This is a genomic window from Ruegeria sp. A3M17, from assembly GCF_003318255.1.
Taxonomy (GTDB): domain Bacteria; phylum Pseudomonadota; class Alphaproteobacteria; order Rhodobacterales; family Rhodobacteraceae; genus Ruegeria.
Genome location: NZ_QOCF01000031.1, coordinates 53,440 through 77,520 on the forward strand (window position 1 = coordinate 53,440; position 24,081 = coordinate 77,520).

Annotated in this window: 35 protein-coding genes; 18 read left to right on the forward strand and 17 right to left on the reverse strand. The window is 57.9% G+C overall.

What is annotated here, in order from left to right; translation table 11 throughout:
• Nucleotides 1-35 precede the first annotated feature (35 nt).
• Nucleotides 36-1,235, reverse strand: coding sequence for a PLP-dependent aminotransferase family protein (locus DS906_RS17210; protein ID WP_113791338.1), 1,200 nt, complete (start codon nt 1,233-1,235; stop codon nt 36-38).
• 155 nt (nt 1,236-1,390) lie between these two features.
• Between DS906_RS17210 and DS906_RS17215 the strand changes: the two genes are divergently transcribed.
• On the forward strand, nt 1,391-2,161 hold the full coding sequence (locus DS906_RS17215) for a FadR/GntR family transcriptional regulator (protein WP_113791339.1): 771 nt from the start codon (nt 1,391-1,393) through the stop codon (nt 2,159-2,161).
• Nucleotides 2,162-2,164: 3 nt separating this feature from the next.
• On the opposite strand, the gene DS906_RS17220 is transcribed toward DS906_RS17215, so the two are convergent.
• From DS906_RS17220 to DS906_RS17250, 7 genes are all read right to left on the reverse strand, one after another.
• Nucleotides 2,165-2,947 (reverse strand): class I SAM-dependent methyltransferase, encoded by a 783-nt coding sequence (locus DS906_RS17220; RefSeq protein WP_113791340.1) that lies wholly within the window; start codon nt 2,945-2,947, stop codon nt 2,165-2,167.
• A gap of 3 nt (nt 2,948-2,950) precedes the next feature.
• Nucleotides 2,951-3,784 (reverse strand): hypothetical protein, encoded by an 834-nt coding sequence (locus tag DS906_RS17225; protein WP_147235297.1) that lies wholly within the window; start codon nt 3,782-3,784, stop codon nt 2,951-2,953.
• Between the two features lie 295 nt (nt 3,785-4,079).
• Complete coding sequence (locus DS906_RS17230) at nt 4,080-4,640, reverse strand: F0F1 ATP synthase subunit B (protein ID WP_113791342.1); 561 nt, start codon at nt 4,638-4,640, stop codon at nt 4,080-4,082.
• 5 nt (nt 4,641-4,645) lie between these two features.
• On the reverse strand, nt 4,646-5,197 hold the full coding sequence (locus tag DS906_RS17235; protein ID WP_058273311.1) for a F0F1 ATP synthase subunit B': 552 nt from the start codon (nt 5,195-5,197) through the stop codon (nt 4,646-4,648).
• 86 nt (nt 5,198-5,283) lie between these two features.
• The gene (locus DS906_RS17240) at nt 5,284-5,508 is read right to left on the reverse strand and encodes a F0F1 ATP synthase subunit C (RefSeq protein WP_005981269.1); all 225 of its coding nucleotides are present in this window, start codon (nt 5,506-5,508) and stop codon (nt 5,284-5,286) included.
• 48 nt (nt 5,509-5,556) lie between these two features.
• Entirely contained in the window at nt 5,557-6,315 is a 759-nt protein-coding gene (locus DS906_RS17245; protein WP_113791343.1) for a F0F1 ATP synthase subunit A, read from the reverse strand.
• 2 nt (nt 6,316-6,317) lie between these two features.
• The gene (locus DS906_RS17250; RefSeq protein WP_113791344.1) at nt 6,318-6,650 is read right to left on the reverse strand and encodes an AtpZ/AtpI family protein; all 333 of its coding nucleotides are present in this window, start codon (nt 6,648-6,650) and stop codon (nt 6,318-6,320) included.
• A 231-nt stretch (nt 6,651-6,881) separates the two neighbouring features.
• Here DS906_RS17250 and DS906_RS17255 point away from each other — a divergent pair, with 231 nt between their 5' ends.
• Nucleotides 6,882-7,217, forward strand: coding sequence for a helix-turn-helix transcriptional regulator (locus tag DS906_RS17255; RefSeq protein WP_113791345.1), 336 nt, complete (start codon nt 6,882-6,884; stop codon nt 7,215-7,217).
• A gap of 2 nt (nt 7,218-7,219) precedes the next feature.
• On the opposite strand, the gene DS906_RS17260 is transcribed toward DS906_RS17255, so the two are convergent.
• The 4 genes from DS906_RS17260 to DS906_RS17275 all read right to left on the reverse strand — a co-directional run bounded on the left by DS906_RS17260 (nt 7,220) and on the right by DS906_RS17275 (nt 9,870).
• Entirely contained in the window at nt 7,220-7,633 is a 414-nt protein-coding gene (locus DS906_RS17260) for a universal stress protein (RefSeq protein WP_058273315.1), read from the reverse strand.
• 106 nt (nt 7,634-7,739) lie between these two features.
• On the reverse strand, nt 7,740-8,018 hold the full coding sequence (locus DS906_RS17265; RefSeq protein ID WP_113791346.1) for a hypothetical protein: 279 nt from the start codon (nt 8,016-8,018) through the stop codon (nt 7,740-7,742).
• A 62-nt stretch (nt 8,019-8,080) separates the two neighbouring features.
• On the reverse strand, nt 8,081-8,995 hold the full coding sequence (locus tag DS906_RS17270) for a DMT family transporter (RefSeq protein WP_113791347.1): 915 nt from the start codon (nt 8,993-8,995) through the stop codon (nt 8,081-8,083).
• Nucleotides 8,992-9,870 carry a LysR family transcriptional regulator gene (locus DS906_RS17275; protein WP_108861312.1) on the reverse strand — a complete coding sequence of 293 codons (879 nt, stop codon included), beginning with the start codon at nt 9,868-9,870 and terminating at the stop codon, nt 8,992-8,994. Before DS906_RS17275 ends, DS906_RS17270 begins: the two co-directional genes overlap by 4 nt.
• 118 nt (nt 9,871-9,988) lie before the next feature.
• Here DS906_RS17275 and DS906_RS17280 point away from each other — a divergent pair, with 118 nt between their 5' ends.
• Together DS906_RS17280 and DS906_RS17285 are read left to right on the forward strand one after the other, a co-directional pair.
• Nucleotides 9,989-10,570 carry an FMN-dependent NADH-azoreductase gene (locus DS906_RS17280; RefSeq protein ID WP_113791348.1) on the forward strand — a complete coding sequence of 194 codons (582 nt, stop codon included), beginning with the start codon at nt 9,989-9,991 and terminating at the stop codon, nt 10,568-10,570.
• Between the two features lie 71 nt (nt 10,571-10,641).
• Complete coding sequence (locus DS906_RS17285; protein ID WP_113791349.1) at nt 10,642-11,382, forward strand: aspartate/glutamate racemase family protein; 741 nt, start codon at nt 10,642-10,644, stop codon at nt 11,380-11,382.
• On the opposite strand, the gene DS906_RS17290 is transcribed toward DS906_RS17285, so the two are convergent.
• Nucleotides 11,383-11,913, reverse strand: coding sequence for a prolyl-tRNA synthetase associated domain-containing protein (locus DS906_RS17290; RefSeq protein ID WP_113791350.1), 531 nt, complete (start codon nt 11,911-11,913; stop codon nt 11,383-11,385).
• A gap of 69 nt (nt 11,914-11,982) precedes the next feature.
• Complete coding sequence (locus DS906_RS17295; RefSeq protein WP_113791351.1) at nt 11,983-12,369, reverse strand: hypothetical protein; 387 nt, start codon at nt 12,367-12,369, stop codon at nt 11,983-11,985.
• A gap of 290 nt (nt 12,370-12,659) precedes the next feature.
• On the opposite strand from DS906_RS17295, the gene ffh reads away from it, so the two are divergent.
• The 12 genes from ffh (at nt 12,660) to DS906_RS17350 (ending at nt 20,040) form a co-directional block, all read left to right on the forward strand.
• A complete protein-coding gene (gene ffh / locus DS906_RS17300) occupies nt 12,660-14,165 on the forward strand; it encodes a signal recognition particle protein (protein WP_113791352.1) in 1,506 nt (501 codons plus the stop codon).
• Complete coding sequence (locus DS906_RS17305) at nt 14,162-14,719, forward strand: GNAT family N-acetyltransferase (protein ID WP_147235299.1); 558 nt, start codon at nt 14,162-14,164, stop codon at nt 14,717-14,719. Before ffh ends, DS906_RS17305 begins: the two co-directional genes overlap by 4 nt.
• Nucleotides 14,716-15,261 carry a GNAT family N-acetyltransferase gene (locus DS906_RS17310; RefSeq protein ID WP_113791354.1) on the forward strand — a complete coding sequence of 182 codons (546 nt, stop codon included), beginning with the start codon at nt 14,716-14,718 and terminating at the stop codon, nt 15,259-15,261. The genes DS906_RS17305 and DS906_RS17310 overlap by 4 nt, the downstream gene beginning before the upstream one ends.
• Nucleotides 15,258-15,809: a GNAT family N-acetyltransferase gene (locus DS906_RS17315; protein WP_113791355.1), complete on the forward strand. Its 552-nt coding sequence runs from the start codon at nt 15,258-15,260 to the stop codon at nt 15,807-15,809. The genes DS906_RS17310 and DS906_RS17315 overlap by 4 nt, the downstream gene beginning before the upstream one ends.
• Nucleotides 15,806-16,102 (forward strand): chorismate mutase, encoded by a 297-nt coding sequence (locus tag DS906_RS17320; RefSeq protein ID WP_058273325.1) that lies wholly within the window; start codon nt 15,806-15,808, stop codon nt 16,100-16,102. The genes DS906_RS17315 and DS906_RS17320 overlap by 4 nt, the downstream gene beginning before the upstream one ends.
• 67 nt (nt 16,103-16,169) lie before the next feature.
• Nucleotides 16,170-16,559 carry a 30S ribosomal protein S16 gene (gene rpsP, locus DS906_RS17325; RefSeq protein ID WP_113791502.1) on the forward strand — a complete coding sequence of 130 codons (390 nt, stop codon included), beginning with the start codon at nt 16,170-16,172 and terminating at the stop codon, nt 16,557-16,559.
• Between the two features lie 12 nt (nt 16,560-16,571).
• A complete protein-coding gene (gene bluB, locus DS906_RS17330) occupies nt 16,572-17,207 on the forward strand; it encodes a 5,6-dimethylbenzimidazole synthase (RefSeq protein ID WP_113791356.1) in 636 nt (211 codons plus the stop codon).
• Nucleotides 17,208-17,213: 6 nt separating this feature from the next.
• Nucleotides 17,214-17,363, forward strand: coding sequence for a hypothetical protein (locus DS906_RS22550; RefSeq protein ID WP_233494830.1), 150 nt, complete (start codon nt 17,214-17,216; stop codon nt 17,361-17,363).
• Nucleotides 17,356-17,859 carry a ribosome maturation factor RimM gene (gene rimM / locus DS906_RS17335; RefSeq protein WP_113791357.1) on the forward strand — a complete coding sequence of 168 codons (504 nt, stop codon included), beginning with the start codon at nt 17,356-17,358 and terminating at the stop codon, nt 17,857-17,859. The genes DS906_RS22550 and rimM overlap by 8 nt, the downstream gene beginning before the upstream one ends.
• Entirely contained in the window at nt 17,859-18,674 is an 816-nt protein-coding gene (locus tag DS906_RS17340; protein ID WP_113791358.1) for a hypothetical protein, read from the forward strand. Before rimM ends, DS906_RS17340 begins: the two co-directional genes overlap by 1 nt.
• Entirely contained in the window at nt 18,671-19,480 is an 810-nt protein-coding gene (trmD, locus tag DS906_RS17345; RefSeq protein ID WP_113791359.1) for a tRNA (guanosine(37)-N1)-methyltransferase TrmD, read from the forward strand. Before DS906_RS17340 ends, trmD begins: the two co-directional genes overlap by 4 nt.
• A 197-nt stretch (nt 19,481-19,677) precedes the next feature.
• Nucleotides 19,678-20,040: a hypothetical protein gene (locus tag DS906_RS17350; protein WP_147235301.1), complete on the forward strand. Its 363-nt coding sequence runs from the start codon at nt 19,678-19,680 to the stop codon at nt 20,038-20,040.
• Here the strand turns inward: DS906_RS17350 and DS906_RS17355 are convergent.
• On the reverse strand, nt 20,037-20,840 hold the full coding sequence (locus tag DS906_RS17355) for a GH25 family lysozyme (protein ID WP_113791361.1): 804 nt from the start codon (nt 20,838-20,840) through the stop codon (nt 20,037-20,039). The genes DS906_RS17350 and DS906_RS17355 overlap by 4 nt on opposite strands.
• 378 nt (nt 20,841-21,218) lie before the next feature.
• Between DS906_RS17355 and rplS the strand changes: the two genes are divergently transcribed.
• Both rplS and rpmE read left to right on the forward strand, forming a co-directional pair.
• Nucleotides 21,219-21,602 (forward strand): 50S ribosomal protein L19, encoded by a 384-nt coding sequence (gene rplS / locus DS906_RS17360; protein ID WP_058273331.1) that lies wholly within the window; start codon nt 21,219-21,221, stop codon nt 21,600-21,602.
• 11 nt (nt 21,603-21,613) lie between these two features.
• Nucleotides 21,614-21,835, forward strand: a complete 222-nt coding sequence (gene rpmE / locus DS906_RS17365; RefSeq protein WP_010437577.1) for a 50S ribosomal protein L31 — start codon at nt 21,614-21,616, stop codon at nt 21,833-21,835.
• A gap of 80 nt (nt 21,836-21,915) precedes the next feature.
• Here rpmE and DS906_RS17370 read toward each other — a convergent pair whose 3' ends face one another.
• Entirely contained in the window at nt 21,916-22,278 is a 363-nt protein-coding gene (locus DS906_RS17370; protein ID WP_158541339.1) for an N-acetyltransferase, read from the reverse strand.
• Nucleotides 22,279-22,439: 161 nt separating this feature from the next.
• Nucleotides 22,440-24,035, reverse strand: coding sequence for an MFS transporter (locus DS906_RS17375; RefSeq protein WP_113791363.1), 1,596 nt, complete (start codon nt 24,033-24,035; stop codon nt 22,440-22,442).
• Nucleotides 24,036-24,081: the final 46 nt, after the last annotated feature.

The window sequence follows — 24,081 nt, forward strand, 5'->3', positions numbered from 1 at the left end:
TTGCGCCATCAAGGTTAACAAAACCTTTCCGCCGGTCAGGCGCGCAAAACCTCACCCAATCGGCGAATACCTTCGCTGATCATATCCTCATCCGAGTTCGAGAAACTTAGCCGGATTGTGTTGGTCCCGCTGCCATCAGGGAAAAACGCCCCACCCGGGACAAAGGCGACTTTGACCGTGTCCAGCGCGCGGGCCAACAAATCGGCCCCGTGTGTACCGACCGGCAATGTCAACCACACGAACATGCCGCCTTCGGGCCTGGTCCACTGAACCCCGTCTGGCATATGGTCCTGCAACGCCTGCAGCATGGCATCGCGGCGGGCACCGTAGACACGACGCAGCATCGGGATATGCGTGTCGAAGCAAGCCCGTGCCACCTGGTCAATGGCCATCTGGTTGATGGTTGCCGAATGCAGATCGGCAGCCTGTTTCATCAACACCAATTGGGAAATCACTGGCTTTGCCGCCACAACCCAACCAACCCGCAATCCCGGAGACAAGGTTTTCGAAAAACTACCACAATAGATCGTACGGCAATCCTCAATCGACCCTTTGCGCGCCAGTTCCAGCGCCAGAACCGGAGGGATGGCATCACCGTCATAACGCAGGGCCTGATAGGCTCCATCCTCGATCACTGCACAGTTCAGCGCATCTGCCAGATCCAGCAGCGCCTCCCGCCCCCGCAGATCCACGGTTTCGCCTGTCGGGTTGGCGAAATCGGGCGAGAGATAGGCGAATTTGACCGCGCCTTCGCCCGCTGACGCCGCGTGCTCAGCCGCGCCCCGGTTGCCATTGATGCTGAGGCGGTCAAACCGCGGCTCGTAGGCATTGAAAGCGGCCAATGCGCCCAGATAGGTCGGCCATCCGACCAGCGCAGTATCTCCCGGCGACAGATAGAGTTTACCCAGATAATCCAGTGCCTGCTGCGAGCCTGACGTGATCAGGATGTTCTCAAGCCTGCATTCCACTCCGATTGAACGCATGTGGTCGATGAGCCATTCCCGCAACGGGACGTAACCTTCGCTGACGGAATATTGCAGCGCCTGAGCCTTCTGGTCCGGGCCTAAAGCAGCCTGAAACGCAGCTGAAAACCCTTCGGTCGGGAACAAGGCAGGATCGGGGATGCCGCCTGCAAACGAGATGATCCCCGGCTGATCCAACAGCTTTAACAATTCGCGTATCTCAGACGCTTTCATCCGGGATGCCCGCGTGGCGAACAATTCGTGCGTAGACATGAGTCTCCTCCGCTCTCAGTCACGGCCAGCGTAGAGAGGAACAGCATAAAGTCAACAATGCTGACCTAATATTTTAGACCACGTGACCCCGCATTCTTGAACCTCGCCGCCATCCGTGGTCATATCATTTGACCAATTTCCGGAATGACGCCCGCATGCCTTTTCAAAAAGTTCAGACCGAAAAGCTTTCGATCGCGGTGGTTCGCCAAATTGAACTGCTGATCCTGCGCGGCATACTGCGCCCCGGCGAACGTCTGCCCGCCGAACGCGAATTGGCCGAGCGGCTGGGCGTATCCCGGCCGTCCCTACGCGACGCGATCGCAGACCTGCAAGGCCAAGGGTTGCTGACAGCAAAGGCAGGGTCCGGCATCTATGTGGCCGAAGTTCTGGGTTCAGCCTTCTCCCCGGCGCTGATCCGACTGTTCGGCAGCCATGATGAGGCGGTGTCCGATTACCTCTCGTTCCGGCGCGACATGGAAGGGTTAGCCGCCGAACGTGCTGCTCGGTTGGGGTCGGACAGCGATCTGAAGGTGGTCCAGACGATCTTTGACAAGATGGAAGCCGCCCATACCAGCAACGCGACCGAAGATGAGGCGCAGCTGGACGCGCAATTCCACATGGCGATCATCGAGGCCAGCCACAATGTGGTCATGCTGCATATGATGCGGTCAATGTACGATCTGTTGCGGCAGGGCGTGTTTTATAACCGCCAGATGATGTTCCAGCAGCAAACGACGCGCGAAGCAATTCTAGACCAGCACCGCGCCATCAACACGGCGCTTCAGGCACGCGACACGGCTGCGGCCAGACACGCGGTTCAAGAACATCTCAGCTTTGTTGAACGCTGCATGGCCGATCAGCAAAAAGCAGAAAGAAACGAAGAAATCGCTCAGCAACGCCTTCAGCACGAGGCAGGCACACTGTGATCGTCAACGTTTGAGTTGCATCGACTTTACGCGTTGCTTCATGTCTTCATAGTCCTGTTGCGTCAGGCTGGCACGGCGGAACGCTTTTCGAATTCTCCATTGCTGCCACCGGCTGGGCCACGTGAGGCTGTCCAGCGCAGTGAAGGCATAAAGGTCTCCACGGAGGTGGACTTTCTGCATCTCCAACTGCTCAGCCATATAATCCAGGCTTTGCTCAGAGAAAAAGCTGATGTGTTGGCCCGTCTCAAAAGCCCAGTACCACCAGTCGCGCGGCGGTAGATCCTTTGGATCGAAGCAAGTCGCCGAAAAAAAGAGCGTCTCGAAATCAAATTTCGTGCGCGCCTCTTTTATGTACGAAAGCGGATCCGGCAAATGTTCAAGAACTTCAAAGGCCGTGGCAACTGCATATGTTCCATCATCCGCCTCGAACCCACGCGCCAACAGGTTTTCTGCATAGGGGTCGGACCAGTGAAAATTCAGTCCAATGTCCCTTAGGCCGCGAACAAACAGCCCATAGCCTCCGCCAATGTCGATCCCACGGGCATCTGCAAGACCATTCGCTCGCATGGCTGTTGAAACACGGCGCAGGTTTGACAGGTTTCGGGCAACGATCCCTGTATCCGTCAACGCGATGGCATCGCTATACGCTTCTTCCAGCCATGTCGGGTTTTCCACCCAGATATAACCGCAGCTTTCATCCAGAAAGTACTTTGCCGGGTGTCGCCCGATCACTTCGCTTTCAAAAAGCAACACTCCAAGTTGCCCGGTGATTGGAGAATAGGGCATTGATCACGTTGCTCCGCTCGAAAGGTTTTGTAGGTTCGGTGGAAATGGTGCTCCGCTGCCCTCACCAAGATGCTCTTGCGGCGCGATAGTCATCAAAGCCGGGTCGATATAGAGCCTGGCACCTCGTGTACGCATTTCCTGATGAAACAGGACATGTTCACAGACCAGCCGGTTCTCCTCATCTCGGCATTTATATCTCAAGCCTCGTAACGCCTGAGTTTTATAAAGGCCGGCTCCCGCAAATGCGCTGTCGACAGGTATAAGTTGGCAATCTTCTGGAATATGAAACTGACGGTCATGGATCATAGTCTTCAAAAGGTTTCGACGCCATTTTTGCCTACCAAACAGAGGCTTACGTGCGTTGTGTATCGCTTGCCAAACGTCCTGTTCGCACCACCCCCGGCAGCGCAAGGCATATAGGTCGTAGTAGGCAGGCCTTGAGTTTGCAAAAACCGCTTCCCACTGAACATCCGAACGCTTGGCCGCTGCTAAAACAGCTTCGGGATTCAGACAGATGTTCGGCCCGTCTAAATCCAGCATCAGAGTCAGGTGGTTGTCACGACCATTCTTTTCGAGAGTTTCAAGTATAGAATTTCGAGCAGCGGTGATACGCTCAACACGTTCAGAAATACCCGAGATCACACCATCCAGCCGAATGATCTGAACCTCGGCACACCGCTTTGCGTATTCGGACAGTGTCTGATCGGTGTCATCTGTATTGTCATTGGTGGCAATGATGACCGAGTATTGCCCTACCCGTTTCGACAGGTCTTCGATCCGATGGATCGTTTCTTTCAGAGCCGAACCCCCGTTACGCACCGCGCCGACAATGTTCATGGAAACTGTGTTGTCTGTGGCGGGCACGGTCACTCTTTTCCTGTTTCCGGATTTCAGCTTTCTACTTCATCCGACCTTGTTCTGTGCAATCCCAGAGCCTCCGGAAAGGAAGGTGGACGCACTATGGCTCTGTCATAAAACGCCCAAACAACGCCTTTGCATCCGTCAAATCACAATTCGGATCCGCTGCACAAGTGACTAGATTAGGATCGCGCGTCGTCCTTGTAGAAAACAAATGACCCGAAAGCATGCGGCTTCCGGGTCACTTCTGTTACTTGTCTGCTATCTGTCGGTGTCAGTGCAGTTTGTCACCAACATCCGCAATCGCTGCGTCGATCAGTTTGTTCGCCTGTGAGGCCGTCATCTGCTTGGCCAGAACCGCGTTGGCAGCCGATACCGCAACGGTGATGGCCTGATCGCGGACTTCCTTGACAGCTGACGCCTCAGCCGAAGCGATCTGGTCCTGAGCTGCAGCCAGACGGCGGGCGATGGAATTCTCCAAATCGACCTTTGCCTGTTCTGCCGCCAAGATAGAATCTTCTTTGGCTGCGGCCACGATGGCATCCGCTTGGGTCTGCACTTCACGCTGCTTGCGCTCGTACGAGGCCAACAGGCTGCGTGCCTCTTCATGCAGGGCGCGGGCTTCGTCCAGTTCGGACTTGATGCCGTCGGCGCGATTGTCCAGCGCGCCACCAATCATGCCCGGAACCTTGAAGTAGAACAGGACCGCGATGAAAACGATGAAGCCCAGAAGGACCACAAAGTCGGTGTTGCCAAGCGAGAAGAACGGGCCGCTTGCAGCCAGCGCGGGGCTGGCGGCGCCGACGGTCAGGATAAGGGCAAGAGTATTCCGCATGTCACTTATCCTTTCGTCTGCGCGTCAATTGCACTGTCGATGGCTTTGGCATCTGCCTCGCCGCCCAGTGCTGTGACCAGTTCAGCTGCCGTATCCTTGGCAACCACTTGAATGCTTTCCAGCGCGCCGGCACGGATATCGGCAATTGCCTTTTCCGATTCAGCCGCCTTTGCAGCGATTTCCAAGTCTGCCTTGGCAATCGCGTCATCCAGACCAGACTGAATTTCAGCGCGGGCTTCCGCTGCGATACGCTGTGCCTCAGAACGGGCATCGGCCAGCGCCTTGTTATAGGCCTCTTCAGCCTCGACCGCTTTGGCCTTCAGATCTTCGGCCGCAGCCAGGTCATTTGTAATGGTCCCCTGACGTTCCGCCAGGATTGCTGCGATGCGGGGCAAGGCCACGCGAGACAGGACCAGAAAGATGACGACCAGCGTAATGACCAGCCAGAAAATCTGGTTGGGGAACCAATCGAAGCAGAGCTGGGGCATCCCGATCGCCGACCCATGAGAGTCAACGCAGGTACCTGCAATCTCTTCGTATACGGGTTCTGTCGCCATGATGTCCTCCGTCGGAACGTTGTCTTTACAACAGGTGGGCCGCTATGGCTTGGACCCACCTGCGCGTAAGGATCAGGTTCCGCAGATTAGACGGCGAACATCAGCAGCAGCGAGACCAGGAATGCGAAGATCCCCAGGGCTTCTGCGAATGCGATACCGATGAAAAGGGTTGCGGTCTGCGAAGCAGCCGCCGACGGATTGCGCAGGGCGCCGGCAAGGAAGTTGCCTGCTACGTTGCCCACCCCGATTGCGGCTGCGCCGGAACCGATTGCTGCCAGGCCTGCGCCGATGTGTGCGAGATCGCCTTCCATGATGTTTCTCCTTACGAATTGGAAGTTTCGATGTTTGGATATCGGACCTTAGTGCGAAGGATGCAGCGCATCTTTCAGGTAAACACAGGTCAGAATGGTGAATACGTAGGCCTGGATGAAGGCCACCAGGACCTCGAGGCCGTACATTGCGGTGATCGCCAGAACGGACACGGGTGAGATCACGGCAATCGCGGCGAAGCCTGCGAACACCTTGATAACCGCGTGACCTGCCATGACATTACCGGCAAGACGAATGGAATGGCTCACCGGGCGCACAAAGTACGAGATCAGCTCGATGATCGCCAGGATCGGGCGCAGCGCCAGCGGCGCGCTTGAAACCCAGAAAAGGCCCAGGAACCCGGCGCCATTCTTGACGAAACCCAGGATGGTCACGGTCAGAAACACGGCCAGTGCCAGCGGGATGGTCACGGCGAAATGCGATGTGGTGGTGAACGATGTCGGGATCAAACCCAGGAAGTTCGCGGTCACGATGAACATGAACAGGGTCATGACATAGGGGAAGTACTTGACGCCTTCCTTACCGCAGATGTCTTCGAGCATCTTGTAGATGAAGCCGTAGGCCAGCTCCGCGATCGATTGCATACGGGTCGGAACGATGGCGCGCTTCGAAGTGCTCAGGACCAGCAGACCTATGACGGCAACAATGGCCAGAAACAGCCACAGCGTCACGTTGGTGGGCGTGTACCATGCTATCGCACCATCGCCGAACAGCGGTTTGACGATAAACTGATCCATCGGGTGAAATACCAGGCTGCTGCCTTCTGCTGCGGTGGTCTCAGTCGCCACGTTCAGTCCCTCTCGTCCTTGTCGGCTGCCTCAGCCGCCGTTTGCTTTTCCTGAGCTTGCTGTGCGCTGCGGAGCATAACCTTCACCCCGGCGACCAAGCCCAGTATTGTAAACAGCACCAGAAATATCGGGATTGTCCCGAGCAGGCTGTCCAGCCCATATCCGATGCCAAATCCGATCCCAAGACCGGAAACCATTTCGATGACCATCCTCCAGGCAAGCTCGCCCCCGGAAAAGTCGGCGTCTGCGCGGGTCTCAGGCTTTTGGGCCTTTTTCTTCGCCGCGATCTTGGCCGCCAGCTGCGCCATACGCTGCTTTTGGTCATCATCAGTCACGGGCGTTTTCCTCGCACAGTCTTGGGTAGGGTGCTAAGGGGCGACGGGCACAGAGTCAACGGTGTTCAGCGCCCGATTTGCCGCAGGTTAAGGTATTGTTTTCGTGTAATTTATTCGGACTATTGAGGCGCATCTTAATTACCCCCGCCCATCGGCCCGCGCAAAAACCACTCAATTCGCATATTCAACCAAATGGTTGACCAAAACCGGGCGCTGTGATTGAGCGATGGCATGTCCAATGACCTCGATACCGTTTTCGCGGCCCTCGCCGACCCGACCCGCCGCGCCATCCTTGCGATGCTGCTGGAGGATGACATGGCCGTCACCGACGTCGCCGACCCGTTCGAGATGTCGCTGGCCGCGATCTCGAAACATCTGATTATTCTGACCAAGGCTGGGTTGATCAGCCAGGAAAAGCGCGGGCGGGTGAAGTGGTGCAAGCTGGAACCGGATGCGCTGCGCGCGGCATCCGTCTGGATGCAGGGGTTCGGTCAGTTCGAACCGGTCAATCTGGATGCGTTTGAACGATTTCTGGAAGTCGAACTGCCTGTAACAGACGATCCCTAGACCTATCTGACGACAAACACCGATACTTTGGCATGTTTGGCCAGATATCCGGCATGGCTGGAAAAGATGTGGTCTGTGATGCGCGGTGCATGGGTCCCAACGACGATCAAATCGGCCCCAATCTCTTCGGCGGCGCGCGTCAGGTCACCGTCGACCTCTGCAGCTACATCTACCGAGTGGATGTTGCGCGCTGAAACCTCGGAGCCACTCTGCTCGGTAAGTTGATCCACAATGGCTTGCAGCTCGGTGCTGATCTCGGCATCTGAATGCGTGACGTCGCCCGGCTGGGTTCCGGTCACGCTGACGATCGTGATCCGGGCGTTTTGCCATCTCGCCATCTGCGCCGCGACATCCAGAGCTTTGCGAATTTCCGGCGGCAGGTGAATATCAACCGGGATCATAATGTGACTAAACATGGCATCTTCCTCCTGCCCCCGATGTTAGCGGGCTCAGGAATAGAGCACTTTGATCTACCTCATGTAGATGACCGCGACCATTTCTGTCGGTTTGGCCCGTTCCCAGCTAGCCTTCCTGACTATACTCGACACCGATGATCACACCCGTTGCATCCGCAAGACACAACCACGGTGCCTGAGCGCCAGCGACCTCAATTGTCGTGATTGTTCCAGTCGACACGGATTCGGTCGAAACCGCGTTGACGTCAGCGGCCTGAACACCCGTCTCAGCCGATACCAGCGCCTCACAACTGCCTTGAAGGTCGGTCTCTGACGACCCCTGTCCCCCTCCTTGCGTACAGGCAGACAAGGTCGCACCGACGACAATTAGAATAGCTTGCTTCATCATTCCCTCCGGGATGGTTCATCAGACCCGAGGGTTGTTAGATTACGGCCAAATGGCAAGGGTCATTCCGAGACCGGCGCAGTGCCTTTCGTAGGTTGTTCTTCGCTTTTGAGCAGCAGAACCAGCGCGATCGCGGTTAAAACGACACCGACCAGCACCATGACGGTTGGCGCGGGCCGCCCAAGCGCGATCTCCCACAGGATCACCCAACTGGGGATCAGATATGTGTAGGCCATAACCTTGGCCGAAGGCAGGCGCAGCGCTGCAAACTGGACCAGAACGAAACTGGAGGCCGTTGCGAAGATAGAAAGATACAGCAGACTGACCCAGACAATCAGCGGCAGGTTTGCCCAATCGGTTGCGCGGATATCTGACCAGCCGACCACCGTCAGGATAACGCAGCCAGCAACCAGCGTACCAAAGGTAAAGACCACCGCCGGTTCACCCCGGTTCAGTTTTCGCACCATCGGTGTGTAGATTGCATGTGCCAAGCAGCCCCAGAAAAAGATGATCTCTCCGCCACCAATCTCGAAGGCGCGAAAGGCCTGCCAATCGGCGCGAAAAATCACCCACAAAGCCCCGGTCGCCCCCACCGTCAGGGCCAACGCCATGCGCGGTGTGGTGATCTGGCGCAGCAGAACCCATCCGGCGACGGCCGACATGACCGGCGTCAGGGTGAATACCGCGGATGTGCTGACCGGGTCGGCGGTTTTAAGGCCGTAAAACATCAGAACAAAGTAAGTGGCAAACAGCCCGCCCAAAATGGCGTATCGCCACGGCGCTTGCGCAGCGCTGCGCGGCAACCCGGTGGTGGCCAGCGCCGCAATGCCGATGATGACGGCCGCAATCAGAAACCGTCCGGCTGTAATCGCCAGCGGGGCAATCTGATTGGCCACGATGGAGCCCAGCGAGAAGCTACCTGCCACCAAAACCGAGAAGGTGATCATGGCCAGATGGCCACGTGCCTGCGGTGTCACGAAAGCCAGCCCTTGGACTGTTCCTTGAGGAAGGACAGGAACGCCTGCACCTTGGTTGTTCGGTGCAGGTCCACATGTGTCACCAACCATAGTTTGCCCGACCATTCGGGCAGCGGTTCCATCACTTCGACCAGTTCCGGATCGCGGGTTGCTTCCCACCGGGCCATGAAGCCGATCCCAGCACCAGCCAGAACCGCCTCGCGCATGCAGAAGTTGTTGGTACAGCGGAATGCGATTGCCTCGGCAGGAACGTTTTCGCGCAGCCACCTGGAAAACGGTGCGCGGCTGTTCTCATCATCCGTGCCGACAAACAAGTGATCGGCGAATTCATCCAGGCTGGCCGGTCGACCGCGGCGCGCAATGTAAGACTTGCTGGCAAACAAGCCGATTTCTTGCGGGATAAATGGTTGCACTACATTGTCAGGCTGATCCGGGGCAGCGCCCGCTCGGATAGCGACATGCGCTTCGCCGTATTCCAAACGGAACAGGCGGTCCCCGGTCAGGTAACGCACAATAAGGCCAGGATGCATTGATTGGAACTCAGACAGGGCGGGAACGACCAAGGGCGCCAGCGAGGCCAGAGATGTTACAACCAATTCGCCCGACACATCATCGCCGCGCCCCTTCATCCGGCCCACCAACTGATTGAACTGGTCTTCTGTGGCCTGAGCCACGCGCAGAAGGTCCTCTCCGGCATCGGTTGGGGTATAGCCACGGGCATGACGCTGGAACAGTTTGACGCCTAGCCGCGCCTCGATCGCGTCGATATGGCGTATCACGGTGGCATGGTGCACGCCCAAGATTTCGGCCGCGCCGCTGACAGTGCCCATCCGAGCGACCTGATAGGCGGTTTTGACTTCGTCCCAATTATCCATGCCCAAGCTCACTGTGCAAATTCCAACAATACCTGTTGGTATATCCGTGTTTCGTTCGCTGGCGCAACACTCATATTGGGATCGGAAACAGATACCCCGCCAAAAAGGAAACCCTGACATGACCAAGACCATCCTGCATATCGACGCCTCGGCCCGCCGTACCGGATCCGCCACCCGCGACCTTTCCGGCCAGATTATCGGGCATCTTGGCGCCGGACGCATCATCCGCCGAGATCTTGCCAGCCCACTGCCGCTGCTTACCGAAGACTGGATCAACGCCAACTTCACCCCCGCCGATCAGCGTGACGAGGTTCAGCGCGATCTGCTGGCCCTGTCCGACGAGTTGGTTAGCGAGCTGCAAAACGCCGACACCATTGTCATCGGGCTGCCGATCTACAATTTCTCGGTGCCTGCGGCCTTCAAGGCCTGGATCGACCTCGTCGCCCGCGTTGGTTTGACCTTTGCCTATTCGGAAACCGGCCCCAAAGGCCTGCTGGAAGGTAAGCGCGCCGTGCTGGCAATCGCGTCCGGCGGCACCGAAGTAGGGTCTGAGATCGACTTTGCCACCAACTACGCGAAACACGTTCTGGGGTTCATCGGTATCCACGACGTCGACGTGATTGCGGCTGACAGGATGGCGCTGGATGCGGACACCGCGTTGGCGAATGCGCAAAAGGCGGTAACTCAACTCGCCGCCTGATCCACCTCTGGCCTTTGCCTTGTGAAACGTCCAGTCTGCCTTAAGCGAGATGTACAGACTGGGCGTTTATCATGAAGAAAATCGGCATTCTGGGCGGTGTGGGCTGGGCCTCGACCGTGGATTATTACCGAGCGATCGCAGAAGGGGCCAGCAGGCACTTTGCCAATCGCGGCCATGGCTCGCCCCTGCCGATCCCGCCTATGACAATCGAATCCGTTACGCAGGCCAAAACCCGCGCCCTGCGGGGAACCGCTGGGGATGAGGCCAGTTGGTCCGGATTCGACGCGGTGTTTTGCGAGGCATTGCTGACGCTTGAAAACGCGGGCTGCGACTTTGGCATCATCGCCTCGAACACTCCGCACGCGCGGCTGCATGCGATCCGGCAAGGTATCACCATGCCCATTCTCAGCATTTTCGATGCAACGGCTGAGGCCACAGCATCTGCCAAGGTGTCCACAGCCCTGGTTCTGGGAACGACAGTGACCATGCAGGCCAGCAATTATTCAGACCGATTGGCCGCCGAAGGGATCGCAGCTAATGATCGCCTGCCCGAAACGGAAATTGCCGAGATGCAGGCGATGATCGACAGTGACTTCTACGGCGGCGCGTCTGACAGCGCGCGCGCACGTTTAGTGGCTTTCTGCGACAAGCATGCAAAGCCGGGAACCGCAATCCTGTTGGCGTGCACCGAACTGCCGCTGGCCTTTCCCGACCACCTGGACGACCCTGTTTTCGAGGCTGACGGCCATCTTTTCGTCAACCCGTCCGCCGCCCATGTCGCCGCAGCCCTCAACGAGGCGCTAAGCGATTGATCACGGCAACCAGTTGACCTCGCATTCGATCTGATCGAAGAACGCCGTCAGGTCATCGCGTGTCATGGCGACGGTCCGGTCATTTACCAGAGGATGCATATAGATGATGTCCGCCGTTTGCGCGGCGGCGTCCATGAAGAACCGCACATCGTTTTGCACACCGTTGATCATGGCCAGCGGACTGACCGCGCCGGGGCGTATGCCGAGGTTCTGAAACAGGCGATCCGCCGATCCAAAGGACAGGTTGCCGATCCCCAGCTCTGTGCCCAGTGCCTTGAGGTCAATCTCGCGGCTTTGTTCCAGCGTCACTAGATAGTTCCGCTTTTTCTTGTCGCGCAGGTACAGGTTCTTGAGGCGCAAAGCATTTTCGCCGGGCTCCATGAACTGGCCCTCGGCCGCCTTGGCCTCTTCGACTGTACGCAACGGCACGTGAGTATGCAGCCGGTGCGCCAACCCCCAGTCGCCCAGCTGCGCCAGCAGCGCGTCAGAACTGATCGGTAATGTATCCTGAAAAGCAGATGATGCGTCCATGGGAACCCTATTGGCCATTCACGCGCTGATCTGCCCCAAAGGCGTCGATCTTTGCAACCTTAAAAGAGATCAGTCAAAGCTCAGATCGAAGCCGTCGTTCAGAACAAACGGTGCGCGAAAACCATCGGACAAAAAGTAGTACAGACCCTGATCTGCGTCCTGTGCCACGGAAAAGCACCCATACTCCTCTTCGGCCCACAGGCCTGTCCAGCTGGAACAATACTGATCGTCTTCGATTTTGTATCGTGCCTCAGATGGGGTTGCGTCACCTTCCTTGATCCACAGCGTCAAGCCAGAGGTAGAGAAATACTGACGTGTCTCAACGCCATAATGCAGACCTTTGATTGTGGCGCCTTGAAACAGCGTTTCGATATCTGCCGAACTCAGCAGTTTCTCTTCGGCAGAGGCCATGGACGCTGCGCATCCGATAAGCAGGCTGGAAATCACTCTGATCATTGTGTTCAATCCCTGAAAATGGTCTTTCCTGCCTTTCCTTGTCCGAAAACACGAACCTGTGCCAATCACGACCCCGTGTGTGCGACATCCGGGTTGGTTCGCCTTGACTCTGACGCGCAATCCGCCTAATTCCCGCTCAAACATCCGGAAGCGTCTGATCTTCCGGTCCCTTGAGTCGTTCAGGGATCGCCCCCCACCAGCGTGTTACGCCCGTGGGGGCGTTAGTGCATTTAACCGGCGCATCCTATCTAGGGCACGCCAACAGATAACCGGCATTGGAGGCCGAAGGCATGTTTGAAAATCTATCCGAACGCCTCTCTGGCGTCTTTGACCGGCTGACCAAACAGGGTGCTCTGTCTGAAGAAGACGTCAAGACTGCCCTGCGCGAAGTGCGCGTGGCCCTGCTTGAGGCCGACGTCTCGCTGCCGGTTGCCCGTGAATTCGTCAAGAAAGTGCAGGATCAGGCCACCGGTCAGGCGGTGACCAAGTCAATCACCCCCGGACAGCAGGTCGTCAAGATCGTGCATGACGCGCTGGTCGATACTCTGCGCGGTGAGGATGATCCAGGTGCGCTGAAAATCGACAACCCGCCTGCCCCGATCCTGATGGTCGGCCTGCAGGGCTCGGGTAAGACAACCACGACCGGTAAGCTTGCGAAGCGCCTGAAAGAGAAAGAGGGCAAGAAGGTCCTCATGGCCTCGCTGGACGTCTATCGCCCCGCGGCGATGGATCAGCTGGCCGTTCTGGGCACGCAGGTCGGTGTCGATACCCTGCCGATCGTTCCTGGCCAGAAACCCGTCGACATCGCCAAACGTGCCAAGCAACAGGCGACGTTGGGTGGCTATGACGTCTATATGCTGGATACTGCTGGCCGTCTGCACATCGACGAAGTGCTGATGAACGAGGTCGAGCAAGTTCGTAACGTTGTTGACCCGCGCGAGACCCTGCTGGTCGTCGACGGCCTGACAGGTCAGGTCGCCGTTGAAGTGGCCGAGGAATTCGAAGCCAAGGTCGGCATTTCCGGCGTCGTCCTGACCCGGATGGACGGCGACGGGCGCGGCGGTGCGGCGCTGTCGATGCGCGCGGTTACAGGCAAGCCGATCCGCTTTGTCGGTTTGGGCGAGAAGATGGACGCGCTCGAAACCTTCGAGCCGGACCGGATCGCGGGACGTATTCTGGGCATGGGCGACATCGTTGCCCTGGTCGAAAAAGCCCAGGAAACGATGGAGATGGAACAGACCGAGCGCATGATGAAGCGCATGGTCAAAGGTCAGTTCAACATGAACGACCTGAAGATGCAGCTGGAACAGATGATCCAGATGGGCGGCATGCAGGGCATGATGGGCATGATGCCCGGCATGGGCAAGATGGCCAAGCAGGTCGAAGAGGCAGGCATGGACGACAAGGTGCTCAAGCGCCAGATCGCCCTGATCCAGTCCATGACCAAACGCGAACGTGCCAACCCGCAACTGCTGCAAGCCAGCCGCAAGAAACGCATCGCGGCGGGTTCCGGCATGGAGGTCAGTGACCTCAACAAGCTGCTCAAGATGCACCGGCAGATGTCGGACATGATGAAGAAGATGGGCAAGATGGGCAAAGGCAAGATGCTGAAACAGGCCATGAAAGGCATGTTCGGCAAAGGCGGCCCCTCGCCCGAAGACATGGCTGCAGGCATGGACCCCAAGGCGCTGGAACAGGCGGCCAAAGCGATGGGCGGCAAGATGCCCGGTATGCCTGGAATGGGCGGCGGTATGGCCTTGCCCCCGGGTCTGAGCGGTTTCGGTAAGAAAAAGTGACGCCAGCACGCTGCACCCAGCCCCCGTCCGGAAAGGCGGCGATGGCAGCAGCGCGGTATCGCGCGGCCCTGCCGGTTCTTAATACCCGGCGGCTGGTTCTGCGTGCGCCCACTCTGGATGACCTGTCAGATTGGACGGAGATTTGCCGCGAAAGCTTTGGCAGCACCGACCAGGAAGCCTGGACTGAATTCTCTTTCTACACCTCCGGCTGGCTTCTGCATGGGCATGGCCTGTTTACGGTGACCCTGAAGAACAATGATCAGATCGCTGGTTTCGTTTTGCTGGGGCTGGAATGGGATGACCGCGAACCCGAGCTTGGCTATATGTTCAGCGCCGAACACCGCAAGCAAGGCTACGCCACTGAGGCCTGCACTGCGGTACGTGACTTCGGTTTCGACCTGCTCGGATCGGGCCAGTTCGTCAGTTATGTCTCGCGGTCGAACACGCGTTCGAATGCGTTGGCGCAACGCCTTGGCGCATCCCGGGACGCAGCGGCCGAGAACGCCTTTGACGAAGATCAGCGTGTCTGGCGCTATGGCGAGGTGCAGGCATGACACCGTCGATCCCCAGGTTGGAAACCGAACGCCTGATCATGCGGGCCCCTAGCGAAGCGGACTTCGAGGCCGAGGCCGAGTTCTATGCCAGCGATGCGTCGAAATTCGTCGGCGGCCCCCTGCGCCCTGATGAAACATGGCGCGCCATTGCCATGCTGCTGGGCCATTGGGCCATGCGCGGCTATGGGTTCTGGGGTGTCGAGGAAAAGGACACCGGCACCTATGTCGGCCACGTCGGCCTGTGGTGCCCGCACAGCTGGCCCGAACCTGAAATCGGCTGGACGTTGATGAACAACGCCACCGGCAAAGGTTACGCGACCGAGGCCGCGCTGGCGGCGCGCGCGCATGCCTATGATGTACTAGATTGGGAAACGGCAATTTCGCTGATCGACCCGGAAAATCTGGGCAGCAAGGCCGTGGCCGAACGTCTGGGTGCCCAGTTCGATTACACATTCGAACACCCGGCTTTTGGTACAATGCAAGTCTGGCGGCACCCTGCCCCGGCCGATCTGGTAAACGGCGGGATGGAGGCCTACGCATGACCTCGTACACCATCCCCACTGTAGAAACAGAAAACCTGATCCTGCGGGCACCGCACGAAGGTGACCTGCCCGCTATGACAACCTTCTTCGCGTCGGACCGCAGCCGCATGGTCGGTGGACCAAAAACGCCACTGGAAGCATGGCGGTCCCTTTTGGGCCGTTTCGGGCATTGGGCCATTATGGGTTACGGTGGTTGGCACATCGTCGAAAAGGCCAGCGGCACCTTTGCTGGCTGGACCGGCATCATCAACGCGCCGGGCTGGGATGAACCCGAATTGGGCTGGGTCATTTTCGATGGTTTCGAAGGCAAAGGAATTGCGTTCGAGGCCGCGATGGCTGCCCGCGCCTATGCCGCCCAACACCAGGGGGTGAATGGCCCGATTTCGTACATCGCCCATGAAAACAACCGCTCGCGCGCGTTGGCTGAACGTCTTGGCGCCACCTATGAACGCGAAAGCGAGGTTGTGGGTCAACGCTGCCAGGTTTGGCGGCACCCGAAACTCGAATTCTCTGACACCGCTTTGACCACCGAAAGGACCGGCCAATGAACAACCCTGTGACTCGGGCTGCGACGTTGCTGAAAGAGCATCGCGAAAGCATCGACCGGCTGGACGCGATCCTCGTCTACACGCTGGGCGAGCGGTTCAAGCACACTCAGGCCGTTGGCAAGCTCAAGGCCGAACACGACCTTCCCCCGTCCGATCCCTCGCGCGAGTCCGCGCAGATTGCACGGTTAGAAGACCTGGCGGACAAGGCCCATCTGGACCCAGATTTCGCCAAGGCTTTCCTGAATTTCATCATTCAGGAAGTCATCCGACACCATAAGAAACACCAGAACTAAACCGGGAAAATCCCGGCTTTAACAATGACACGCCTCTGGCGTGATGCCATCCAAAGGAGATACCACCATGGCAATGAAAATTCGTCTCGCCCGCGGCGGCTCGAAAAAGCGTCCCTTCTACCGCATCGTAGCTGCTGACAGCCGCATGCCGCGCGACGGCCGTTTCATCGAGAAACTGGGCACCTACAACCCGCTGCTGCCGAAAGACAGCGAAGAGCGCGTGAAAATGAACATGGAGCGCATTCAGTACTGGCTGGATCAGGGCGCACAGCCCACCGACCGTATTGCACGCATGCTGGAAGCTGCCGGCACCCTTAACAAGGCCGAGCGCAACAACCCCAACAAGGGTACCCCGGGCAAGAAAGCTCAGGAACGCGTGGAAGAGAAAGCTGCAAAGGCTGCAGCAGCAGCCGAGGCAGCTGCTGCTCCGGCTGAAGAAGCAGCGGCAGAAGAGTAAGCAGGTCAGCGCGTGCAGGATCAGGATTTCACCGACGATTTTCGCACGCAGTTTGAACTGCTGATGCGGCTCCGGCGCGATGTGCGCCGGTTTCGCACCGATCCCGTGGACGAGGCGGTGCTGACGCGTTGCCTCGACACATTTCGTCTGGCCCCTTCGGTGGGCTTGAGCGAACCCTGGCGCGTCATTCGCGTCGAAAGCGAGGCGGCGCGTGCCGCAGCGCTAGAGAATTTCCAAAACGCCAATGAAAAGGCCCTTGCAGGTTATTCGGGCGACAAGGCGCTGAAATACAGCCGCCTGAAACTGTCCGGCATGCAGGAAGCGCCTGTTCAGCTGGCTGTGTTCTCGGACGAGACGACCAACAAAGGCCTGGGGCTGGGCGCGGGCACGATGCCCGAGATGCGCCGCTATTCCGTCGTCGCCGCTATCACCTTGTTCTGGCTCGCCTTGCGGGCCGAGGGATTGGGTCTGGGCTGGGTCTCAATCCTTGATCCTGAACAGATGAAACGCGACCTGACCGTGCCTGACGATTGGTCTCTGGTCGGCTACTACTGCGTGGGCTGGCCGGAAGAAATGTCTGAAAGACCCGAACTTGAGCGTGCCGGCTGGGAACAGCGCAGCGCCCGGTTGCATATCGAAACGCGGTAAAGCCAGATGATCGGACTGATACGACTTCCCATCCTGTTGCTGATCGCTTTTATTGTGGGCGTGTTCTTTGAGCGCAATAACCAACGCGAGGCATGTGCCCCGCTTGGCGACTGGCAGGACGGATTATGTTTAACGACGGAAGAGCCAAATGACTGATCTGATCTGCGTGGGCAGCATTGCGGGGTCTTACGGCGTGCGCGGCGAAGTGCGGCTGAAAAGCTTTTGCGCCATCCCTGAGGATATCGAGACCTATTCGCCCCTAACTGATGAAGACGGCAAGGAACGCTATCCGCTGGTCTTGACCCGCCCAATCAAAAACGGCTTTGCGGCGCGCCTGGGTGGGATCGAGACCAAAGAACAGGCAGACGCCATCAACGGCCTACGCCTGTTCGCGCGGCGTGATCAACTGCCATCATTGCCTGATGATGAGTTTTACCACACCGACCTGATCGAGCTTGAGGTCTATGACACCGGCGGAACGCTGCTGGGTCGTGTGAAGTCGGTACAAAACCACGGCGCCGCCGATCTGCTGGAACTGCATGGGCCAGGGTTGAAAGGCACCGTTTTTCTGCCCTTCACGCTTGAGGTTGTTCCAACTGTGGATCTGGACAAAGGCCGCATCATCGTAGACCCACCCGAAGGGCTAATCTGATGCGACGCGTTCTGCTGCATCTGGGGCTCCACAAGACCGGAACCACCGCAGCACAGTCGTTTCTGTATGAAAATCGCGAATTGATCTGGCCGCATTTCGCGCTTTTGCTGCCTTACAAGACGCGCAAATCGGGGCTGTCAGATAGCTCGACCCGACATTCCATCTATGGAACCGTGGGAACGCTGTCCGAATTCAGCTCGCAGACCCGAGAGTATCTGGCTACGCGGAACTTCGGCACAAAACGCGGCCTGATCGTCAGTGAAGAGAATTTCAGCGGCCTGCGTCCCAGCCGCAATATAGAGCAGGGATATGCTGCCGCGCCGGATCTGGCCGCTTGTCTGGTAGACGCCATCCGCGATCGGTTCGAGGATCAGAAGGTCGATATCACGATCTACCTGTCCCTGCGCCAGCGAGGGGCGTGGTTGCGCAGCCTTTGGGCGCACGATCTTCAGAGAACCCGCGAGGTCCAGGATTTTGAAACCTTCCGCGCGAAAATGGATCACCTGCCCCCGCTTGAGGAAACGGTCTCGGACATTCGCAAGAAACTGCCGTCGGTCACCGTAACCGAAGAGTGGCTGGAAGAGATGCAGCTGCGACGCTTTGGTCCCGGCACGCCTTTTGCCGATTTCCTGAACTTGCCTCGGGAAAAGGCGCAGCTTTTGGTGCCGCCCACAAAATCCAACAGCAGGCTGCCGGAAAGCGTGCTGGCCGAATTGCTGACACTGAACCGATCCCATCTGGACGAAGCGGAACTGACCCGGCAAAAAGCGCTGGTAGTAGAGCGGGCAAAGAACGCGATGGTCGGCACAATATGACAGACAAGCCAAGCAAATCTCACGGACGCAAGGCAATCCGACCCACGCTGAAGCCGCGTGAATTGATGACTCCGACACCTGATCTGCACGGGGTCTGGAAGGCAAAAATCATCACCCTGTTCCCTTCCGCCTTTCCCGGCGTTCTCGGCGAAAGCTTGACGGGCAAAGCCTTGCAAGAAGGGTTGTGGCAATTAGAGACCGTGGATCTGCGCCAGTTCGGCGTTGGCAAGCATCGCAATGTCGATGACACGCCGGCTGGCGGCGGCGCGGGTATGGTGTTGCGCGCAGACGTGCTGGGTGAGGCAATCGAACACACAATGGCTGGCGTGCAGGGCAACTGGCCATTGATCTACCTCAGCCCGCGCGGTCGCCGCATGGATCAACGTATGATGCAAAACCTCGCACGCTGCGACGGCATGACCTTGCTTTGCGGTCGGTTCGAAGGCGTCGATGAACGCGTGTTGGAACATTACGGCGTTCAGGAAGTCAGCCTTGGGGATTTCGTGATGACCGGAGGTGAGATTGCGGCCCAGGCGCTGATTGACTCAACTGTGCGGTTGATTCCCGGCGTATTGGGCAACCAGGCCTCAGCCGAAGACGAAAGCTTTTCCTCGGGTCTTTTAGAGCACCCGCAATACACCCGACCCGCAGATTGGAAAGGCCGCCCGATCCCCGACATTCTGATGTCTGGTCATCACGGGCGCATTGCCGAATGGCGGCACCAGATGTCTGAAGAGATCACCCGCAAACGACGCCCTGATCTGTGGGAACGCTATGAGGAATCCGGGGACGACACACAGGATTGATACCCCGAGTGTGGCTTGTATGCAGCACGTTCCTGTATTTGGCGAACACCACTTGAAGCTGATGATCTGAAAAAATACTCATCTTGAAGATATTGCAAAATGCGATTTCAATTCAACGCATAACAGGCTGCTAAATGAAAAAAATCATATGCTTAGCTGTGCTTGCCCTTTCAGCTTGCACAACCAAGCCTCTTGAGATGGCAGTGCCCACTCAGGCGGGCCATAACCTGCACTCCGCAAAGGTCGCCGTGCAATCATGCGCCACCGAGGAAGATATTGGGGGCAACAGCGCGGTGATTGGTGGATACGCCACGAATATCCTGCTGTGGGGCGTGATCCTAGGCCCCATCGTCACGGCGCCCTTCGACGATAAGCTTCGCTCACAGGGTGAAATTGACCAGGTGCACCGCTGCATGACCGAACTTGGCTTCGAGCGACGCGAACTGACTGATGGAGAGCGGTTCTGGCTGCATCACACATCTGGCCAAGAACGGGTACGCCGTCTGGATCACCTTGTGGCCGGAGGAACCATTGAAACTTATGGGGCACCAAGCGGCTAAGCGCCCCCCGCCTTCCATCTGGCCCATATCTCAGGCGGGCCGTTGAATGTGTTGATGTCCACTTTCCCCTGAACGCCAGGGACCAAACCCGTGCCCGTATACTGCCAAAACCGCCACGCGGCCTTGGGGTAAACGTTGCGCGGGTGCCCGGCGACCGACCGCAGCCAGAATTCCGTCTTGGGCAGGCGGGCGATATCGGTGTCACCGTAGAAATCCACGGTCGTATAGACGATCGGGCGGCGGCCATAGTGGCGTTCCAGGATATCAAGGAACCGCTTCGCCTCGGACCGCACGGTCGCCCCATCAGGCCTGATGGTGCAGGTCTTGGAATGTGGCGTCCATTCCATATCCAGTACGTGCGGCAGGTCGGCACCTCGGGGTACGTTCTCGATGAACCATTTCGCCTGCTCATGCGCCGGTCGGCAGAAATAGTAGTAGTGATAAGCCCCCCAGGGAACGCCCGCGGCTTGCGCGCCGCGCCGGTGATCATCAAACAAAGGGTCGGCCACGTCCCCCCCCTCGGTCGCCTTGATGAATACGAAACTGACACCGGATGACTTTGCCCTGTGCCAATCAATGGGACCCTGCCATCGCGAAACATCGAGCCCGTGAACCGGATAATTCCCCGGGTGCCGGCCTTCCCACTCGTGCGGCTTGGCATCCCCAAAGCTTGGAAAAATGACCGAGGGCGACGTGGTGCTCAGAAATGCCTTAGCTTCTACCTGTTGGGGCGGAGGGCTGCTGCGACCGCAGGACAGGGTCGCGAAGGCCAAAACAGCCAGCATCAATGCTGTGCGCATGGTATGTTCCTGTTCTAAATTTCTGCTCTTATAATTCCCTCTAGAATGCCTGATCTGCCTGACAAGGCAACGGTGTTGTTGGCTGGTGGCGAAATCTTACCATCTGGCCCTGACCATTCTTGCGATTCAGGCTTGATCCCTGCCCACAAAGCCCGTAAAGCAGCGCAATCCGGTGCCGCGACATGCGACTCCGGTGTTTTGGTTTGCATCATGGCGTGACGCCCGGCTTTCTTCGGCCACGGCGCGGCAGGGCGGACCGGACCAAAGGAATATTCGATCTGACCTCTGGCGGGCTGTACGCAGGACCCGATGAAGACCAAGAGCTCTCAGGCCGTGCTCAACTTCGTGGACCAACCACGAGCAGATAGGAGAAATGCGATGGACCTGATCGCACAGCTTGAGGCGGAACAGATTGCCGCCCTGGGGAAAGACATCCCCGATTTCAAAGCCGGAGACACCATCCGTGTCGGCTTTAAAGTGACCGAAGGGTCGCGCACCCGTGTACAGAACTACGAAGGCGTCTGCATCGCCCGCAAAGGCGGTAACACCATCGCCGGTGCGTTCACAGTTCGCAAAATTTCGTTTGGCGAAGGTGTGGAGCGTGTGTTCCCGCTGTATTCGACCAACATCGACAGCATCACCGTTGTCCGCCGTGGCCGCGTCCGTCGCGCCAAACTGTACTATCTGCGCTCGCGCCGTGGTAAATCCGCGCGTATCGCAGAAGTCACCAACTACAAGCCCAAGGCTGGCGCCGAAGCGTAAGGAACGGAAAGATGAAAAAAGACATCCATCCCGATTATCACGTCATCGACGTCAAAATGACCGATGGCACCGTAGTTCAGATGAAATCCACCTGGGGCGCCGAAGGCGATCAGCTGGCTCTGGAAATCGACCCCTCTGTGCACCCTGCATGGACCGGTGGTTCGTCGCGCCTGTTGGACGCCGGCGGCCGTGTGTCGAAGTTCAAGAAGAAATACGAAGGTCTGGGCTTCTAAGCCAGACCCGTTTGAGATGCGAAAGGCCGCCCACCGGGGCGGCCTTTTTTTGTGCGTAGAACGTTGCCAAAAATAAGTGGCTAAGCCAGTCGCATGATCAATTCGACCTCACCATCGACAAGCCGGCCAGTCGGCGCAAACCCGAACGATTGATAAAGCGGCAGCGCATTGCCCGGTTCGTCGACAACGCTGATCACCAGGTTGGAGCGACCCTTTTTCAAAGCCACGGATTTTGCAAAATCCAATGCGGCCATTCCATAGCCCCGGCCCTGACGAGATTTGTCGACCATCAGCCGCCAGATATAGACGCCATCCGGGTCATCCCCGTCATCCAAATCTGCGTCGGGATGTGCCATGTCGATTATGGCAAGCAAACCCACCGCATCGCCGCCATCCCAAATGCCATAGATTTCTGACCCCGGTTCGAAAATCGACTGTGCCATCGTCATTAGATTTGTCGCGACAAATCCTGCCTGATTTTCGCGCACAGACAATGCCGCCAAAGGACGCAAGGTTTTTTGAGAGAGTAACGCAAACTCAACCATGGAGACCCACTATCACAGCCGGACTTCCAGTAGAAGAATTGCGAACAGTTAAAGCGAACTCAACCCTTCGCACGCGTCAGCTCGGCTGCGCTGTGTACGGGCGGAACCTGGCCCCGAAGCAACATCAACGCCAAAGCCATTCCGACTAGAGCCGCCACTGCAGCAACAAGCATCGCGCTGTCGAAGGCGTTGTCCTGCAAGTCCCGAAGGGCTTTGGCCAAAGCACTACTATTTTCAGGATCCATTTTAGCGATCAGTTGTTGGATTTGGCTCGGCGTCCCATGGGTCAGGGCATGGGCCAGATCTTCTCGCTGGGCGGACCCGGTGGGCAAAGCGTTCATGACTTCGGAAATACCTCTGCGGGTCGTAATTGCTTCGGCCAAACCTCCGACCACGGCTCCTAGTGTCGCGCCAAAATACAGGCAGGCGTTAATCACCCCGGACCCCTGCCCCACATGCTCTTCTGGCAACACGCGCAGACCGAGCCGGGGCAAAAGTGAAAAACAGATACCTAATCCAATGCCGACGATCATCAGCTTCCACCAGATCTCTGCATATTGGGTGGAGTTCGAAGTTGTCATCAACAGCAAGAACCCACAGGCCATCGCCCCCAAGCCGATCGCGATCGGCCATTGAAAGCTGTAGGGCGCCAGAAACCGGGGTGCGGTGACCGAGATTACGAACATGCTGAGGCTAAGCGGCATGATCGCCAAACCTGCGCCGATGGGCGAATATCCGAAGGCATCCGGGGATTGAACGAACGTGTTGAAATACACAAAGAAACAGAACAGCGTGAAGCCGGTGAAAAACATACCAACGGCGGCCATAAAATAACGTGGATGCTTGAAGTATCGCAGCTCGATCAACGGATCGTCGCTCCGGCGGGACACGATAACAAGGATGATTGTCGCCACTGCTGCGACTCCCAGCGGCATCAATGTCATCGGCGTTGCCCACCCGCTACTTTCCCCATTGCTGAGCGCAAAGGACAGCGGGCCAAGGAACAAAAGCAACGCAAAAGCACCCGGATAATCAAACTTGGCCCCGGTTTGACGCGTGTCCGGCACGTACCCGCGTCGGCTGACATGCAGCCCAATCAGGAAGGCGAAGACCAGCAACACCAGATCGGTCGCAAACACCGCGCGCCAGCTGATATAATGGGCAAAGGCCCCCCCGACGATCGGCCCGACGCCAATGGCAAGACCTACAATTGCGCCCCATGCGCCGGTAACACCTGCGCGCTGCTCTTCGGGTGTGGCGGCGGTCAACAGTGACAAAGACGTGCCAAACAGGGCCGCAGCCCCCGCGCCCTGCGCGCCGCGCCCAAACAGCAGCATCGAGCCGTCTTGCGCAACCAGGACCGAGGCGGACCCAATGCCAAAGACAATCATCCCAGCGAAGAACACGCCCATCTTGCCGGTAATATCGCCCAACCGGCTGACAATCGTGACCAGCGTGGCGCTGGCCACGGTATAGGTTGCCATCACCCATTGCAGGCCGGATGGCGTCAAATCGAACTCGGCCTTGAGGTTCGGCAGAATGGTCGCGACGGCCGTTGTGTTAAACCCAACAACCATCATGCAGATGGCTGTCATCGCCAGCACAACGCGGGCACCCCCCTCGTGCGTTGGGTCAGAAGGCGTCTTGTCGGTCATAAATCCACCCCAAAACTCATTGTTCTTAAATGCAATTACTCAGCAG

Coding starts and splice junctions, on each gene's coding strand:
- DS906_RS17265 (WP_113791346.1), bottom strand. CDS start 8,018: ATGAAGCAAGCTATTCTAATTGTCGTCGGTGCGACCTTGTCTGCCTGT.
- DS906_RS17355 (WP_113791361.1), bottom strand. CDS start 20,840: ATGCGCACAGCATTGATGCTGGCTGTTTTGGCCTTCGCGACCCTGTCC.
- DS906_RS17370 (WP_158541339.1), bottom strand. CDS start 22,278: ATGGCACAGTCGATTTTCGAACCGGGGTCAGAAATCTATGGCATTTGG.
- rpmE (WP_010437577.1), top strand. CDS start 21,614: ATGAAAAAAGACATCCATCCCGATTATCACGTCATCGACGTCAAAATG.
- rpsP (WP_113791502.1), top strand. CDS start 16,170: ATGGCAATGAAAATTCGTCTCGCCCGCGGCGGCTCGAAAAAGCGTCCC.
- DS906_RS17230 (WP_113791342.1), bottom strand. CDS start 4,640: ATGCGGAATACTCTTGCCCTTATCCTGACCGTCGGCGCCGCCAGCCCC.
- DS906_RS17255 (WP_113791345.1), top strand. CDS start 6,882: ATGTCCAATGACCTCGATACCGTTTTCGCGGCCCTCGCCGACCCGACC.
- DS906_RS17235 (WP_058273311.1), bottom strand. CDS start 5,197: ATGGCGACAGAACCCGTATACGAAGAGATTGCAGGTACCTGCGTTGAC.
- DS906_RS17225 (WP_147235297.1), bottom strand. CDS start 3,784: ATGAACATTGTCGGCGCGGTGCGTAACGGGGGTTCGGCTCTGAAAGAA.
- DS906_RS17285 (WP_113791349.1), top strand. CDS start 10,642: ATGAAGAAAATCGGCATTCTGGGCGGTGTGGGCTGGGCCTCGACCGTG.
- DS906_RS17320 (WP_058273325.1), top strand. CDS start 15,806: ATGAACAACCCTGTGACTCGGGCTGCGACGTTGCTGAAAGAGCATCGC.
- DS906_RS17315 (WP_113791355.1), top strand. CDS start 15,258: ATGACCTCGTACACCATCCCCACTGTAGAAACAGAAAACCTGATCCTG.
- DS906_RS17275 (WP_108861312.1), bottom strand. CDS start 9,870: ATGGATAATTGGGACGAAGTCAAAACCGCCTATCAGGTCGCTCGGATG.
- DS906_RS17290 (WP_113791350.1), bottom strand. CDS start 11,913: ATGGACGCATCATCTGCTTTTCAGGATACATTACCGATCAGTTCTGAC.
- DS906_RS17220 (WP_113791340.1), bottom strand. CDS start 2,947: ATGCCCTATTCTCCAATCACCGGGCAACTTGGAGTGTTGCTTTTTGAA.
- DS906_RS17210 (WP_113791338.1), bottom strand. CDS start 1,235: ATGTCTACGCACGAATTGTTCGCCACGCGGGCATCCCGGATGAAAGCG.
- DS906_RS17260 (WP_058273315.1), bottom strand. CDS start 7,633: ATGTTTAGTCACATTATGATCCCGGTTGATATTCACCTGCCGCCGGAA.
- rplS (WP_058273331.1), top strand. CDS start 21,219: ATGGACCTGATCGCACAGCTTGAGGCGGAACAGATTGCCGCCCTGGGG.
- DS906_RS17240 (WP_005981269.1), bottom strand. CDS start 5,508: ATGGAAGGCGATCTCGCACACATCGGCGCAGGCCTGGCAGCAATCGGT.
- DS906_RS17295 (WP_113791351.1), bottom strand. CDS start 12,369: ATGATCAGAGTGATTTCCAGCCTGCTTATCGGATGCGCAGCGTCCATG.
- DS906_RS17215 (WP_113791339.1), top strand. CDS start 1,391: ATGCCTTTTCAAAAAGTTCAGACCGAAAAGCTTTCGATCGCGGTGGTT.
- trmD (WP_113791359.1), top strand. CDS start 18,671: ATGACAGACAAGCCAAGCAAATCTCACGGACGCAAGGCAATCCGACCC.
- rimM (WP_113791357.1), top strand. CDS start 17,356: ATGACTGATCTGATCTGCGTGGGCAGCATTGCGGGGTCTTACGGCGTG.
- DS906_RS22550 (WP_233494830.1), top strand. CDS start 17,214: ATGATCGGACTGATACGACTTCCCATCCTGTTGCTGATCGCTTTTATT.
- DS906_RS17375 (WP_113791363.1), bottom strand. CDS start 24,035: ATGACCGACAAGACGCCTTCTGACCCAACGCACGAGGGGGGTGCCCGC.
- DS906_RS17280 (WP_113791348.1), top strand. CDS start 9,989: ATGACCAAGACCATCCTGCATATCGACGCCTCGGCCCGCCGTACCGGA.
- DS906_RS17350 (WP_147235301.1), top strand. CDS start 19,678: ATGGCAGTGCCCACTCAGGCGGGCCATAACCTGCACTCCGCAAAGGTC.
- DS906_RS17310 (WP_113791354.1), top strand. CDS start 14,716: ATGACACCGTCGATCCCCAGGTTGGAAACCGAACGCCTGATCATGCGG.
- ffh (WP_113791352.1), top strand. CDS start 12,660: ATGTTTGAAAATCTATCCGAACGCCTCTCTGGCGTCTTTGACCGGCTG.
- DS906_RS17340 (WP_113791358.1), top strand. CDS start 17,859: ATGCGACGCGTTCTGCTGCATCTGGGGCTCCACAAGACCGGAACCACC.